Raw genomic sequence first — 13,759 nt, 5'->3', positions numbered from 1 at the left:
CCGTATAAAAAACGGAAGATGGAACAAACGGCACTGATTGGCTTAACCTAAACATTTTATCGGAGTCCGTGTCCCGGAGATGTGCAGTATGTTCAAGACAGTCTTATTTCCTGTCGATCAAAGCCGAGAAGCCCGCGAAGCTGCCGAAAAGGTGGTCAATATCGTAAAAACCTACGGTGCTCGTTTAGTTATTCTCTCGGTAGTCGAGCCCCCAGCCGAGGAGGCCGACGCCCCCGCGCGAGAGGTGATGACTTCCCCCGAAGCAGTCGCCAAACTTCTTTCTGAGGCCCAATCGATGTTTTCCCAGCAGGGAATTGAAGCTGAAATCATCGAACGGGAAGGCAAACCTGCTTTCACGATTTGTGATGTGGCTGACGAAATTGGGGCAGATTTGATTGTGATGGGCTGTCGGGGGATGGGTTTAACCGATGATGGGGCGTCTGACAGCGTTACCAATCGGGTGATCAATCTGTCTCCTTGTGCAGTTTTGATTGTGCCTTAGTCAGTTGACTGTTGACAGTTGTCAGTTGACTGTTGACTGTTGGCAGTTGGCAGTTGGCAGTTGACTGTTGTCATTCAACAACTAACCAATAACAACTAACAACTAACAACTAACAACTGTCAACTAACAACTAACAACTAACAACTAACAACTAACAAATAACAACTAACAAGTAACAAAAGTCAACAGTCAACAGTCAACAGTCAACAGTCAACAGTCAACAGTCAACTAACTAATGAAAATTCACTGGTATCCCGGTCACATTGCCAAAGCTGAACGGGCATTAAAAGAACAGCTAAAGCGGGTAGATGTGGTGCTCGAAGTCCGAGATGCCCGCATTCCATTGGCTACTTATCACCCCCAAATGCCGAATTGGGTGGGCGGCAAGGCACGAGTATTGGTCGTCAACCGCATGGACATGATTACGCCTCGATCGCGCGAGACGTGGGAAACATGGTTTGATGCCCAGGGGGAAACTGCGTATTTTACTAATGCCGAGCACGGTCAAGGAGTAGACGCTGTGGCGGATGCCGTGCAGGATGCTGGGGTGCAGCTCAATAAAAGAAGGTTCGATCGAGGTATGCTGCCCCGTCCAGTCCGGGCAGTGGTAATGGGATTTCCCAATGTCGGAAAATCTGCTTTAATTAATCGGCTGTTAGGGCGGAGAGTGGTAGACAGTGCCCGCAGAGCTGGAGTAACTAAATCGCTCCGATGGATTCGCATTTCTGACGAAATTGAATTATTAGACGCCCCCGGAGTGATCCCAACCCGAATTAACAATCAAGAAAATGCCCTAAAATTAGCTATTTGCGAAGATATTGGCGAAGCAGCTTACGACAATCAAGTAGTAGCAGCAGCTATGGTAGATTTGCTCCAAGGGCTGGAGGCGACTGATGACACGTTGATATCACTATCAGGTTTCAAATCCAGGTATAAATTAGATGCAGCCTCTAGTAATGGTGAAGATTATTTGCACGAGGTAGCAAAAGACAGGTACAAAGGAGATGTCGAACGGACGGCGAGGCAGATGTTAAACGATTTTAGAACTGGTGTTTTGGGTCAACTTACTTTGGAGTTGCCGCCGGCTTGATCAGACTCGTAACCTACAACTAATCAGAAATGGTATTCAATAGAGAGTTGCTGACCCTGATAATGTGAACTTCGTCTCCTATGTGTAATATTTTTTCTGCTGATTGAGGTGCGAGTCGCGTGTTGACTATCAGCCGAGTAAAGTGATTTAAATGCCCTTTTTTTAGCAGGTCAGGCATAATTTCCTTCTGCTTTGCTGTTAGTATATTTTTAAAATTTAGATCGCTTGCTTGCGCCGCATAATTTCGCGTAGATAGGAGACATGGCTGACCTGGATTAATAGCTTCAAATATTACAGTCCCTATTTTAAACCTCACAATTTCATCGGCTTGTGGTAAAAGTTGGTCTTCCCAAAAAGCCGGGACATCTCCTATTTCAATATTAGCTCGCAAGCGATGGCGCATCTCGTTAACGCAAACTCTCGGAAACCAAGATGCAACTTCGGCAATTGTTTCGGTACTGATAATGCTTGGCCCTGGTGCAGCGGTATTGTCGGGAAAACCTGTAAGCAAGTTTTCAATTAATTTGACAGGGAAACCAAAGTAGCTGCTCAACCAAGATTCTATTCCCAAGCGTTCTCTATCTACATGAAAAAATATTTCTTGTTCGGTGCCTTGAATTTTCAGACCGGCAATTCTCTTTTTGATGTCAAAGGATAAGCGTAGAAAACTGACTCCGCTGTTGTGCTTAGTGTTAACCAATTCTCCTGCTGCATCGCAGATTGCAAAAGAACGATCGCCTTCTAGAGCTCCGCTGGCTAGAATATTTGCTTGACTGACTGCTATGCCGTCAAGGGACTTGACCGGATAGATATGAATGCTGGCGACGTAGGACATTTCGAGCCATTGATAAATAATTGTCGTTTTAGATACATTCTAGCATCCCTGTCCGCAGAAGGATGACTGCCGTTGACTTTACTAAATAAAATAGGAATGAAATAAAAAGGGCCAACTTTTTTGAAGTTTAAATTTTGCCGGAGCTGCTTGTAAAGAAAAATTAAAGAAGTCGGGCTGAGCTTGTGGTATATATTATGCTAAAAAATACAAACAATTGAACCGAGTTGCAAGCAGTCAGGAACCTCAGCCTAAAGGCATGAGGCTTGAAAGAGAAATCTCGAAAGCCGTACTGACCAGACTAAGGCTTAATTGCCTACGTTTTGAGAGTCACGACACCCTGGAATGCGTAGCTAGTTCCTTGCTCTGTCGCTGAAGGTTAAACAGTTCTAAGGTCACTGGAACAGTGCTTTCAGCCTAACAAGCTCTCAAAACATTGTCGAAGCTAACATTACCCCGCAAGGGAGGCTCGAAAAGAGCAAAACACTATGCGTACAGGGCTGGGAAGTTTGAGGCGGTAATTGTCCCGTTGAAAGTGCAACACAAAAGCACACCGAGCCAACCAGTCCCAAGGCGGTAGTAAATCAAAAATGTAAAGCCGTCCTAAAAGGACGGGGTTTCTACCCATTTTTCTGATGACTGAAAGCGAAAGAACAGGTATGATTTCGCGACGGAATTTAATGCTGAGGGCTGGTGCAGGGATGCTGGCGGCAAGCTTGGCACCTGCGTTTTTACAAGCCGAAGCAGCAAAGGCAGAGGCAATCTCTGACATTACTCCTACTGACATTACTCCTAGCAGTGCTCTTAAGAAATTGATGGAGGGGAATCAACGCTACATTGAGCAAAAACGGACATTTCCCGACCAAGCTCGATCGCGAGTTGTAGAAGTAGCAAAGGGTCAACACCCGTTTGCAACCATCCTGGCTTGTTCTGATTCGCGCGTTGCTCCCGAAATTATCTTCGACCAAGGATTAGGGGACTTATTTGATATCCGAGTAGCTGGCAATTTTCTCGACGATGTGGTTCTCGGAAATATAGAATATGCGGCCTTAGAATTAGGCGTGCCACTATTAGTAATTCTGGGTCACGAACGCTGCGGTGCTGTCAAAGCAGCTTTAGATGGTAAAGCTGTGCCGGGTCACATTAGCACTTTGGTGGCGGCGATTAAACCCGCAGTAGATTCGACCAAAGGTCAAACAGGCAATGCGTGGGATAACGCAGTCAGAGCTAATGTGAAAATGAATGTAAATAAGTTACAATCCTCGTCGCCTATTTTAGCTGAAGCAATCAAAGCCGGCAAGCTTAAAGTTGTTGGGGGCCGCTACGATTTGGATAGCGGCAAAGTAGAGATAATTGCTTGATTTTGCTGGTAATTTTCAGAATTTGTAGGGTAGTGCCAAGAGTGCCTACCCCTTGGGGAGCGAGGGGAAACCATCGGGGATTGCCCCTAAGAATTATTTGGTAACGATAAAGTAGATATGCAAGTTTAAAGTAAACCCATTTCTTGTAGTCCCCGGCGCAGGCGTTCTGCTTCAAATGGGCGGCGCTGTTCGTGAAGGGCGATCGCTCTTTTGAATTCTGCTAAACTTTCTGGCATTTTGCCAATTTTGAGCAAGGCTACTGCCAAGTTTTGATGAGCTTCCGCGTGTTCGGGATCGATTTTTATTGCTTGTCGGTAATAGGCGATCGCATCTGCTAAATTTCCGGCTGCCTTCAGCGTCAATCCCAAATTGTAGTGACCTACTCCAAAATTAGGGTCAATTTTTAAAGCTGCTTTGTAAGCTTTTTCAGCAGATTTCAAATCTCCTTCATCTTTGAGCAAATTGCCCAAGTTATTGTAAGCACCCAACTTGAGTGGCGGGAACACATTGGTATTAATTGCCGCTTGATAGTGTTCTTTTGATTTGGCAAACTGCTGCTGCTGGCGATATGCAATTCCCAAATGATAGTTTAGTTCGTAAAGAATAGAATCATTAATGGCCTCCGCAGTCAAGCCTTTGGTTAATAAATTAATTCCCCGCCCGATTTGCCCGCTTTCTACATACAAAGCGCCTAATTTGCTACAAGCATAAGCATCGTTTGGATAATAAGCTATATAGCGTTCCATTGCTGCTTGAGCTTTTTGGAATTTACTTTTTGCGGCGATCGCATCTTTTTGATAACCAGAGTGCCAAATCGCCACATCGGGGAGAGAAGCTATTTTCCAATTTGGTTCCCTCTGCAAAATCTCAGCCACGCTGTCGTCTACCATTGCGTGGTAAGGGCGAGAAAAGCGGATATCGAGGCGATTGCGAAACAAGCGCGACACTAGGGAATAGGGAGATTGAGAGGCACCGATTTCTTGGCGGATGAGATTGATTAGCAGCAGCCGATCGCTCGCAATTGCCTGCTTTATTTGAGGGAGAATCTCCGGTACCAACACCTCATCGGCATCCAACACCAAAATCCAGTCGCCCTGGGCGTGCTTCAGACACTCATTGCGCGGCGCTGCGAAGTCGTCGCACCATTCAAAGTCATAAACCCTCGCCCCGGATTCTCGGGCAATTTCACGAGTGCGATCGCCCGAACCCGTATCCACCACCACCATTTCGTCCACAACACCCTTAACGCTGTCCAAAGTCCGCGACAGTGTTGCCTCTTCATTCTTCACAATCATGCACAGAGTCAGATCCATCGGGCGCAAACTTTCCTCATTTCACAAAATTATTGTAATTTTTTACCAGTAAAACACAAAAAGTCCCAGAAAAAATTCTCCTATTTCCTTTTTGCTTTGAGCATAAGTACCTTTCTTCCCTCGAAAATATGGGTTAACTCTTTTGAGATATTAAAAAGCCTCAAACTCCGACGATTCATGAGAAATCCTACCACTTTCGGTTCATCCCTGCGGTAGAGGTAAGAGCGGGATAGGGGTTGTTATTCTAAGAACATAAGACAAGGCACAAGAAAAGTTTAAGTATTCAGGAGAAAGAGAAATGGGAATTATTGCTTGGATCGTTTTAGGACTGATTGCCGGTGCGCTAGCCAAAGCCATTTATCCGGGATCTCAAGGCGGCGGTTTTCTGGCAACAACAGGTTTAGGAATTTTGGGCGCGTTAGTGGGAGGTTATCTAGGCCAAGTCTTGCTGGGGACGAGCGGGGGAGCATCCTTCGGAGCATTGACTCTACCCAGCATAGCTTTTGCAGTCGTAGGTGCGATCGTTCTACTATTCATCTGGGGATTGTTAACTCAGCGTGCTGCATAACAAATATTGCCAATTCCCAGTCGATCGACTTTTAGGGTATTCATAAACCCGGTTTCTTCCAGAAACCGGGCTTTTCAGTTGTTGGTAGGATGCGTCAATCGATTTTAGATTTTAGATTTTAGATTTTAGAGGCGACTCCACGGGTAAATGCGGGGGCTTGAGGATTTTCGATTTGAGATTTTGGATTGATTCCACTGATAAATCACGTGGCGGGTACCATCAAGAAATTCTTGGTCAGCCTACTTTTACCAAATCCGGGTTAAAAACCCCTATTAGACTCAGCGCTGGCAACAGTTCAAGAGCAAAACATTTGTCAGAGTCAAGTGGGACTGAAGAATAAATGGGTAAAAATCCCGGATTTGGTATCAATTAATTAATCCGCAAATTGAAAGGCAAGCGAACATAAACCCCCTGCGGGTCGTTCATCGACTTGATAACAGCCAATTCATCTTGCATTTTCTTAAATTCGGCCGTTAGCGGGTCAAGTTTGGCGGCGGGTTTCAAAACGTGAACGCCTGAAATTCTTTCCAAAATTCGCTCCTCCAAACTGCGGCGTTTGGGATATTCTTCCACCTTCCAATCGTCGCCGAGTTTAGCTTGCTTAGCAGCCTCTCTGACAGCATCTTCAAGCCCGCCAATTTCATCGACTAAACCCAACTGTTTCGCAGCCGTACCAGACCACACCCTGCCTTGAGCAATTTCTTGTACCTTGTTTTTCGGCAGTTTGCGGGAGTTGGCGACTTTAGTAATAAATCGATCGTAAATGCGATCGACTATCCTCTGAATATTCGCCAATTCTTGAGGATTTTTCGGGCGGGAAACCGTGTTAGTATCCGCAAAGCGGCCGGTTTTCACCACGTCCCAAGTTAGGCCGTTGTTAGCAGCCAACTTTTCGGCGTTGAACAGCATTCCAAAAACGCCGATCGAACCGGTTATCGTATTTGGTTCGGCAAAAATGCGGCTGGAACCCATCGAAATCCAATAGCCGCCGGAAGCTGCTAAATTTCCCATCGAAACGATCACTGGTTTCTTTTTGCCCGTCAACATAACTTCGCGTGCAATTACTTCGGCCGCCGTCGCACTGCCTCCGGGACTGTTGACGCGCAAAACTAAGGCTTTTACGTCGTCATCTTCTCGGATTTTCCGCATTGCTTGAGCGATGCGATCGCCTCCTACTTCAGTCGGGCCCCCTTCGCCGTCTACAATCTCTCCTTCAGCGTAAAGTATAGCAATTTGGTTTTTATTGTTAGCGCTAGTTGAGTTTTTATTCTCAGCAATTTTTGCGTAGTTTTTCAAACTAATTTGCTTGAAAGATTTGTTTTCGCGATCGGTTCCTGTTAGTTTTTTGAGTTCGGTCAATATTTCGTCAAAGTATACAACTTTATCAACTAACTTGTTTTTGAGAGCTTCGTCAGCCATCAAAATTCCGCGATTATCTGCAAGCGCTTGCAGTTGCGGAACAGTCACTTTGCGACTCGGGGCGACAGTTTTCAGGTATTCTCCCCACATATCTCCGAGCAACTTTTGAGTTTGCTGGCGATTTTCGGGACTCATTTTTGTGAGTAAAAACGGCTCAACGGCTGACTTGTATTTGCCGACGCGAGTCACTTGCACTCCCACGCCGTATTTTTCCAAAGCACCGGTGAAAAACATTGCCTGACTGCTAAAACCGTTGATTTCCAAAGCGCCGTAAGGATTGACGGCAATTGTATTAGCAACGGAACCGAGGTAATAATCTCGCTCATTCCAGTCCATCTGGTAAGCAAAAATGGGTTTTTTGGCATCTCGGAAACGCTGCAAGGCCGATCGAACTTCTTTGAGATTGGCAAACCCGCTGCTGCTCGAATCCGAGCTGCCTTCGAGATAAATGCCAACGATTTTCGGGTCTTTTTTCGCATATTCGATCGTATCTAAAACAGTCCGCAGCGTCACAGCATCGCCGGAATCGTCCGAAAGCACATCTTGAATCGCTGCGCCTGTGCTGCGGATCGGTTTGCTGTCTGTGATATTTAAAGAAAGGTCTAATACCAATACAGACTTATCTTTAACTTGCGGGCCTGAATCTTTAGACGACGATGCCGCCATAGCAATTAGCAGTACCAGTCCCCCCAATCCTATGCTGCCCAGCAGCAACAATCCTAGGAAGGTTCCCAGTAAACTTGCACAGGTATATTTTAGGAAATCTTTCATTAGATAATTGGTAATTAGTTATTAGTCAATAGTCAATAGTCATTAGTCATTAGTTAGAGCACATCCGGTGAGAGTGGAATCATACCGAGGTGAGCGGGACGATCGCACTGCAATCGGAATGATATTTTTCCGATGCCAGCGGAAACGATATTATGGGTAATTCCTGCAACTAGGATTTAGCAATTATCCTCTGTCGTAGTTATTAGCTAATGACTTTTGACTGCTGACTAATGACTTTTGACTGCTGACTCACTTTTATCTTAACCTTTCCAAAACCCCAGATTGTTTTAGCTCATCCAAATTACCGCAGCCTGTACAGAACATCACGGTGGCGATTTCTGCAATTAATACCTCAGCAAGGAGGGCTGCGGCTGATTCCGATTCCGCTGCAGCTTGTAGAAACGGCCGCGCCAGTCCCGCAATATCCGCGCCAAGGGCGATAGCCTTCGCTGCATCCAACCCGTTTTGCAAGCCTCCAGAGGCAATCAGGGGAACATCCGGCGCTACGGCGCGGGTGCTGACAATGCACTCGGCTGTCGGTATTCCCCAGTCGGCAAAGGTTGCGCCTAACCTGCGCTGCTTGCCATCTTTAGCTCGCTCTCCTTCTATTTTCGCCCAAGAAGTGCCTCCGGCCCCGGCAATGTCGATCGCACCTACCCCCGCAGCGAGCAATTTCTTTGCCATCTTTCCTGAAATACCGTTGCCGACTTCTTTAGCAATAACTGGTACTGGTAATTTAGCGCACAATTTGGCTATTTTATCTAGCAGTCCTTTAAAGTTAGTATCGCCTTCGGTTTGGACGCACTCTTGCAGCGGATTTAGGTGCAAAATTAGAGCATCGGCTTCGAGAATATCAACAATTTTTTGGCACTCTTCCAAACCGTAATTGTAGTTTAATTGAACTGCTCCGATATTGGCGAATAGTAGAATATCTGGAGCGCGGCGACGGACGGCAAATGTAGGAGCTAGTTGAGGATTTTCTACGATGATTCGCTGGGAACCGACTCCCATTGCCAGTTTGTATTCTTGAGCGACATCGGCGAGGCGATAATTGATTGTCTGGGCTAATTCTGTGCCACCGGTCATCGAGGAAATTAGCAGGGGAACGGCTAGTTTTTTGCCGAGAAATGTGGAGGTTAAATCGATTTGGGTGCGATCGAGTTCTGGCAAACAGCAGTGTTCAAAACGGTAGCGTTCGAGGCCGCTGGTAGTTTCGCGAAATTGTACGTCTTCTTCGAGGCAAATCCGCAGGTGGTCTGCTTTGCGGGTTTCGGTTTGCGAGGGGGAGGTTAGCGGCAAGTTCACTGTGGCTATTTGGGGAAAGAGTTTTGATTTGGGAATATAGCAATTTTATTTCATTTTTGATATTTTTTTATGAACCGCAGAGAGCGCAGAGGGCGCAGAGGAGAAGAAAGGAGAGAGGTTCGCAAATGCTGTAAGGGTTGCTGTATTATCCAGGAACAGTTAGCGGCATTCCGTTATCGGAAGCTTTCAACTTGAGTAAAAAAGGAACTGCTTTTTGCACCCATGCTTTGACTGACGTGTAACTTGCCGCATCTTCTCCGAAGGAAATTTCCAGCATATCTGTGTGAATTATCCCCGGATTCAAAGGAACTGCTGCCATACCTGCGGGCAATTCTTGAGCGAGCGATCGGGTAAGTCCTTCTATTGCCCACTTGGAAGCACAATAGGGCGCAACTTCCGGTGAAGTTGACCTGCCCCAACCCGAACTAAAGTTGACAATTATGCCGCTTTTTCGAGCAATCATTGCGGGGACGAAGTGGCGAATTACATTAGCTGTACCCTTAATATTAACATCAATTACCTGCGAAAATTCTTCGTTACTAACATTCCACAGAGGCGCGAGATGATTAGTTACACCTGCATTGTTAATTAGCAAATCGGGCGGCTCATTTTTTGCCAGCATTTCTGTTGCCCAAGCTTTTACGCGATCGTCGTTTGCGACATCCAAACAAGTAAAATGGTGTGGCGTACTATATTTTTGGTTGAGTTTTTCCACCGCTTCGGAAGAACGGGCGCATCCCAAAACTGTATGTCCCAATTCAATAAACTTTTCGGTCATGGCAAGACCAAGACCGCGACTGACTCCGGTAATTACAATTAATTTTGTCATAAAGTTGCTCCTAGTTTGACATTAAGTAATATAATACATATTGACGGGTCAATTAACAAATCGATCGCAGGGAGAAAGCATGAAAGTAAAAGCAGCAGTGGCTCGCAGTGCCGGCAAACCTTTGAGTATTGAAACGGTTGATCTGGATGGGCCGAGGGCTGGAGAGGTGCTGGTGGAAATTAAAGCCACGGGTGTTTGTCACACAGACGCATACACTCTTTCCGGTGCCGATCCTGAAGGTTTGTTTCCTGCTATCTTAGGCCACGAGGGAGCCGGGATTGTCGCCGAAATTGGGGCGGGAGTAACTAGCGTCAAAGTGGGCGATCGGGTAATTCCTCTATACACTCCCGAATGCCGCAACTGCGAATATTGTTTGAGCGGCAAAACTAATCTCTGTCAAGCAATTCGCGTGACTCAAGGCCAGGGAGTGATGCCCGACGGCACGAGCAGGTTTTCCATAGACGGGCAGAAACTTTACCATTACATGGGAACTTCTACCTTCGCTAATTATACAGTATTGCCGGAAATTGCAGTAGCAAAAATTCGCGAAGATGCTCCTTTTGATAAAGTTTGTTTAATCGGCTGTGGCGTCACAACTGGCATCGGTGCTGTCATCAATACTGCGAAAGTAGAGCCTGGTTCTAATGTGGTAGTTTTTGGTTTGGGCGGCGTGGGTTTGAATGTAATTCAAGCGGCTCGCATGGTGGGAGCTAACATGATTGTCGGCGTAGACTTGAATCCCGACAAGCGAGAGATGGCGGAAAAATTCGGCATGACTCACTTTGTCAATCCCCGCGAAGTGGAAGGCGATTTAGTGCCTTATTTGGTAGATTTAACCAAAGGCGGAGCTGATTACAGTTTTGAATGTATCGGCAACATTAATGTGATGCGGCAAGCTTTGGAATGCTGCCACAAAGGTTGGGGCGTGAGCGTAATTGTTGGGGTAGCGGGAGCTGGTCAAGAAATTAGCACCCGCCCGTTTCAGCTAGTAACTGGCAGGGTTTGGAAAGGCACGGCTTTTGGCGGCGCGAAAGGGAGAACTGATGTTCCTAAGATTGTTGATTGGTATATGGACGGTAAAATTGATATTGACAGTCTGGTAACTCAGGTAATGCCGATCGACAAAATCAATGAAGCTTTTGATTTGATGCACAAAGGCGAAGTAATTCGCACAGTGTTGACATTTTGAGTTTTTGAAGGAAGAAGTTCGGCAACGGATTTTGTAACGAATCTAACCGATAGAACAAAGCTTAATCCCCAATTCCCAATTCCCAATTCCCAATTATGATCTCTGACTCCCTAAAACTGCAAAAAGAATATAAAAGTTTCGGTGGCAAACTCGGCTTTTATAGCCATCAATCCTCTGCTTGCAACAGCGAGATGAAATTCGCACTTTATCAGCCCCCCCAAGCTTTATCTCAACCCGTACCAGTTTTGTATTTTCTATCAGGTTTAGCCTGCACAGAAGAGAACTTTATGGCAAAAGCGGGGGCGCAACAGTTTGCGGCAAAATATGGGTTAATTCTGGTCGCGCCCGACACTAGCCCGCGCAATACTGGCATTTCTGGGGAAGATGACGATTGGGATTTAGGAAGTGGTGCGGGTTTTTATGTGGATGCCACAGCCGCACCTTGGAATGCTCACTATCGAATGTACAGTTATGTGGTTGATGAATTACCGAATTTAATCGCCGAAAATTTTCCAGCGATACCAGAAAAACAGGGAATTTTCGGTCATTCGATGGGCGGACACGGGGCGTTAATTTGCGCTTTGAAAAATGGATCTCGCTATCTTTCAGTTTCCGCTTTTGCGCCTATTTCCGCGCCAATGCGCTGCCCTTGGGGAGAAAAAGCTTTTGCAAACTACCTCGGCAACGACAAAGAGATTTGGAGGGCTTGGGATGCTAGCGAATTGGTAGTTGCAGCGCGATATAACCGTCCGATTCTGATTGACTGCGGCACGGCTGATTCGTATCTTGCTGATGGGCAGTTGTTGCCGGAAGTGTTCGCGGAGGCTTGTGCAAAAGCGGGACAGCCACTAACTTTAAGGATGCAGGAAGGTTACGATCATAGCTATTATTTTATAGCTAGTTTTATGGAGGATCATATTCAATTTCACGCTGCTGCTTTGTGTGAGTGAACTTTAGTTTGTAGTAAGGACTTTAGTCCTTAAACCTAATTTCATTGTGCAACGCACTCCAGGGGACTAAAAGCATATCAGCTATTTGCGATTGTCCTCTAGCCCTGTAGATATCCATAGCTTTCTCAAAATCTTCAATTCCCCCCTGTAAATCTCCTGTTCCACTTCGAGCAGTAGCACGAATCATGTAAGCTTCTACAAAGTCAGGATTGAGATTTATTGCTTGAGTAAAAGCTGCAACTGCTTCCTCGTACAGCCCCCTGCGACCGAGGTCGAATCCTTGTTCGTAAAATTCTCGAGCTTCCATCGCATTTCTTAATTATCGATATTATCGATCTAGTTAATTCTGGAGCGTTGATATAGAAGTTTTTAACCCGATGAAATACAGCAGACGGGTGTAAGGACACGGCAGTCCAGTTGATGATTTGTAGTGAGGAATTTAGTCCTTAAAAGAACGACTGAACTCCTTACTACAAACGGTTAATTTAGGTCGATGGGAAATACCCAGTCTTGGTAGTTACTATCGCGATTTTCGATGATTCCCGTGAGTTTGTGCAATAGTTTTTCTGTGATGGGTCGGTTTTTGGGCAAGTGATAGTTTTCTACTCGCTTAATTGGCGTAATCTTCGCGGCGGTTCCGCAGAGGAAAATCTCGTCTGCAATCAACAGTTCTGATCTATCAACTGGTCTTTCTATGACTTCAATTCCTAAGTCTCTGGCGATTGTGATTACGCTGTCTCTGGTAATTCCTTCGAGAATATCTTGCTCGAAACCGGGAGTAACTAATTTACCGTTTCTGGCGACAAATATGTTCATTCCTGAAGCTTCGCTAACTTTTCCCTGAGTGTTCATCATAATTGCTTCGTCGAAGCCGGATTCTACTGCTTCGGTTTTGGCTAAAGCTGAGGTGATGTAGGCGCCGCTAATTTTACCTCTTAAGGGCAAACTGCGGTCTTCTTGGCGGTACCAAGAGCTAATTCTACAGTTGACTCCTTCTTTGGGCAAATAGTCTGAAAGTTCTAATCCGTAGACAAAAAAGTCTGTGTCTACGTTGTGCAGTCTGGGGGCAATTCCTAAACTGGATGTGTAGATAAAAGGGCGGATATAAAATGATTTTGTTGGTTGGTTTTTCTGGACAAAATCAATAATTATTTGTTGGATTTTGCTGGCGGGTAAATCGCAGTGAAGGAAGCTGGCACTTTGACTTAATCTTTGACAGTGACGGTCTAATCTAAATAGCAATATTCGATCGGCATTTTGGGGGTCGGGAATTCCCCGCAACCCGCCTAAAACTCCGGTTCCGTAGTGCAGTGCGTGGGTTGCTATGGAAATTTTGGCGTCGGTAAATGGGAGAAATTGGTTTTGAAAGTAGGCAATTGGCAGAAAACTATCCATGATTCAAGCTGGCGATGAGTTTTGCAGTCCGCTAGGAAAGCTGAATTGGATAATATTACCATAAGTTATACCATTTTAAGTTTAAGATTTTAGATTTTAGATTTACAATGACTGATTTGATATAAGTTTGGAGGTGGTCTAAAGTTATCTTTTTTATTACAATACTCCGGACAGTTTTTAAAGAGGAATGCGATCGCAATAAAATAGAGAAGTGAAAAAAGTGAGTGCAATCTGA

At 45.6% G+C, this 13,759-nt stretch carries 13 protein-coding genes; 6 read left to right on the top strand and 7 right to left on the bottom strand.

Annotated features, from left to right (window positions below; genetic code table 11):
- Positions 1–88: 88 nt before the first annotated feature.
- A complete protein-coding gene (locus QUB37_RS17510) occupies positions 89–502 on the top strand; it encodes a universal stress protein (RefSeq protein ID WP_333151871.1) in 414 nt (137 codons plus the stop codon).
- Positions 503–737: 235 nt separating this feature from the next.
- On the top strand, positions 738–1,592 hold the full coding sequence (gene ylqF / locus QUB37_RS17505; protein ID WP_333164267.1) for a ribosome biogenesis GTPase YlqF: 855 nt from the start codon (positions 738–740) through the stop codon (positions 1,590–1,592).
- 19 nt (positions 1,593–1,611) lie between these two features.
- Here ylqF and QUB37_RS17500 read toward each other — a convergent pair whose 3' ends face one another.
- Positions 1,612–2,427 (bottom strand): MOSC N-terminal beta barrel domain-containing protein, encoded by an 816-nt coding sequence (locus tag QUB37_RS17500; RefSeq protein ID WP_333164266.1) that lies wholly within the window; start codon positions 2,425–2,427, stop codon positions 1,612–1,614.
- 632 nt (positions 2,428–3,059) lie between these two features.
- Between QUB37_RS17500 and QUB37_RS17495 the strand changes: the two genes are divergently transcribed.
- A complete protein-coding gene (locus QUB37_RS17495) occupies positions 3,060–3,785 on the top strand; it encodes a carbonic anhydrase (protein WP_333164264.1) in 726 nt (241 codons plus the stop codon).
- 125 nt (positions 3,786–3,910) lie between these two features.
- Here QUB37_RS17495 and QUB37_RS17490 read toward each other — a convergent pair whose 3' ends face one another.
- On the bottom strand, positions 3,911–5,098 hold the full coding sequence (locus tag QUB37_RS17490; RefSeq protein WP_333164262.1) for a tetratricopeptide repeat protein: 1,188 nt from the start codon (positions 5,096–5,098) through the stop codon (positions 3,911–3,913).
- Positions 5,099–5,396: 298 nt separating this feature from the next.
- On the opposite strand from QUB37_RS17490, the gene QUB37_RS17485 reads away from it, so the two are divergent.
- Positions 5,397–5,666, top strand: a complete 270-nt coding sequence (locus QUB37_RS17485; protein ID WP_333164259.1) for a GlsB/YeaQ/YmgE family stress response membrane protein — start codon at positions 5,397–5,399, stop codon at positions 5,664–5,666.
- A 369-nt stretch (positions 5,667–6,035) separates the two neighbouring features.
- On the opposite strand, the gene sppA is transcribed toward QUB37_RS17485, so the two are convergent.
- The 3 genes from sppA to QUB37_RS17470 all read right to left on the bottom strand — a co-directional run bounded on the left by sppA (position 6,036) and on the right by QUB37_RS17470 (position 9,990).
- Entirely contained in the window at positions 6,036–7,856 is a 1,821-nt protein-coding gene (gene sppA / locus QUB37_RS17480; protein ID WP_333164257.1) for a signal peptide peptidase SppA, read from the bottom strand.
- Positions 7,857–8,111: 255 nt separating this feature from the next.
- Positions 8,112–9,161, bottom strand: coding sequence for a type 2 isopentenyl-diphosphate Delta-isomerase (fni, locus tag QUB37_RS17475; RefSeq protein ID WP_333164254.1), 1,050 nt, complete (start codon positions 9,159–9,161; stop codon positions 8,112–8,114).
- 145 nt (positions 9,162–9,306) lie between these two features.
- Positions 9,307–9,990, bottom strand: a complete 684-nt coding sequence (locus tag QUB37_RS17470; protein ID WP_333164252.1) for an SDR family oxidoreductase — start codon at positions 9,988–9,990, stop codon at positions 9,307–9,309.
- Positions 9,991–10,069: 79 nt separating this feature from the next.
- On the opposite strand from QUB37_RS17470, the gene QUB37_RS17465 reads away from it, so the two are divergent.
- Together QUB37_RS17465 and fghA are read left to right on the top strand one after the other, a co-directional pair.
- Positions 10,070–11,179, top strand: a complete 1,110-nt coding sequence (locus QUB37_RS17465; RefSeq protein WP_333164250.1) for an S-(hydroxymethyl)glutathione dehydrogenase/class III alcohol dehydrogenase — start codon at positions 10,070–10,072, stop codon at positions 11,177–11,179.
- Between the two features lie 95 nt (positions 11,180–11,274).
- Positions 11,275–12,129 (top strand): S-formylglutathione hydrolase, encoded by an 855-nt coding sequence (gene fghA, locus QUB37_RS17460; RefSeq protein WP_333164248.1) that lies wholly within the window; start codon positions 11,275–11,277, stop codon positions 12,127–12,129.
- 22 nt (positions 12,130–12,151) lie between these two features.
- Here fghA and QUB37_RS17455 read toward each other — a convergent pair whose 3' ends face one another.
- Both QUB37_RS17455 and QUB37_RS17450 read right to left on the bottom strand, forming a co-directional pair.
- Positions 12,152–12,436 carry a tetratricopeptide repeat protein gene (locus QUB37_RS17455; protein WP_332984688.1) on the bottom strand — a complete coding sequence of 95 codons (285 nt, stop codon included), beginning with the start codon at positions 12,434–12,436 and terminating at the stop codon, positions 12,152–12,154.
- Positions 12,437–12,609: 173 nt separating this feature from the next.
- Positions 12,610–13,524: a branched-chain amino acid transaminase gene (locus QUB37_RS17450; protein ID WP_333164245.1), complete on the bottom strand. Its 915-nt coding sequence runs from the start codon at positions 13,522–13,524 to the stop codon at positions 12,610–12,612.
- Between the last annotated feature and the right edge of the window lie 235 nt (positions 13,525–13,759).

The organism is Microcoleus sp. AT3-A2 (assembly GCF_036705685.1).
Taxonomy (GTDB): Bacteria; Cyanobacteriota; Cyanobacteriia; order Cyanobacteriales; family Microcoleaceae; genus Microcoleus.
The sequence above is the reverse complement of the archived record's forward strand: the minus strand, read 5'-3'. Positions and strand labels throughout refer to the sequence as shown.

What these genes read in the sequence shown, in the direction of transcription:
- QUB37_RS17510 (WP_333151871.1), top strand. Translation starts at nt 89, where the DNA reads ATGTTCAAGACAGTCTTATTTCCTGTCGATCAAAGCCGAGAAGCCCGC.
- ylqF (WP_333164267.1), top strand. Translation starts at nt 738, where the DNA reads ATGAAAATTCACTGGTATCCCGGTCACATTGCCAAAGCTGAACGGGCA.
- QUB37_RS17500 (WP_333164266.1), bottom strand. Translation starts at nt 2,427, where the DNA reads ATGTCCTACGTCGCCAGCATTCATATCTATCCGGTCAAGTCCCTTGAC.
- QUB37_RS17495 (WP_333164264.1), top strand. Translation starts at nt 3,060, where the DNA reads ATGACTGAAAGCGAAAGAACAGGTATGATTTCGCGACGGAATTTAATG.
- QUB37_RS17490 (WP_333164262.1), bottom strand. Translation starts at nt 5,098, where the DNA reads ATGGATCTGACTCTGTGCATGATTGTGAAGAATGAAGAGGCAACACTG.
- QUB37_RS17485 (WP_333164259.1), top strand. Translation starts at nt 5,397, where the DNA reads ATGGGAATTATTGCTTGGATCGTTTTAGGACTGATTGCCGGTGCGCTA.
- sppA (WP_333164257.1), bottom strand. Translation starts at nt 7,856, where the DNA reads ATGAAAGATTTCCTAAAATATACCTGTGCAAGTTTACTGGGAACCTTC.
- QUB37_RS17470 (WP_333164252.1), bottom strand. Translation starts at nt 9,990, where the DNA reads ATGACAAAATTAATTGTAATTACCGGAGTCAGTCGCGGTCTTGGTCTT.
- QUB37_RS17465 (WP_333164250.1), top strand. Translation starts at nt 10,070, where the DNA reads ATGAAAGTAAAAGCAGCAGTGGCTCGCAGTGCCGGCAAACCTTTGAGT.
- fghA (WP_333164248.1), top strand. Translation starts at nt 11,275, where the DNA reads ATGATCTCTGACTCCCTAAAACTGCAAAAAGAATATAAAAGTTTCGGT.
- QUB37_RS17455 (WP_332984688.1), bottom strand. Translation starts at nt 12,436, where the DNA reads ATGGAAGCTCGAGAATTTTACGAACAAGGATTCGACCTCGGTCGCAGG.
- QUB37_RS17450 (WP_333164245.1), bottom strand. Translation starts at nt 13,524, where the DNA reads ATGGATAGTTTTCTGCCAATTGCCTACTTTCAAAACCAATTTCTCCCA.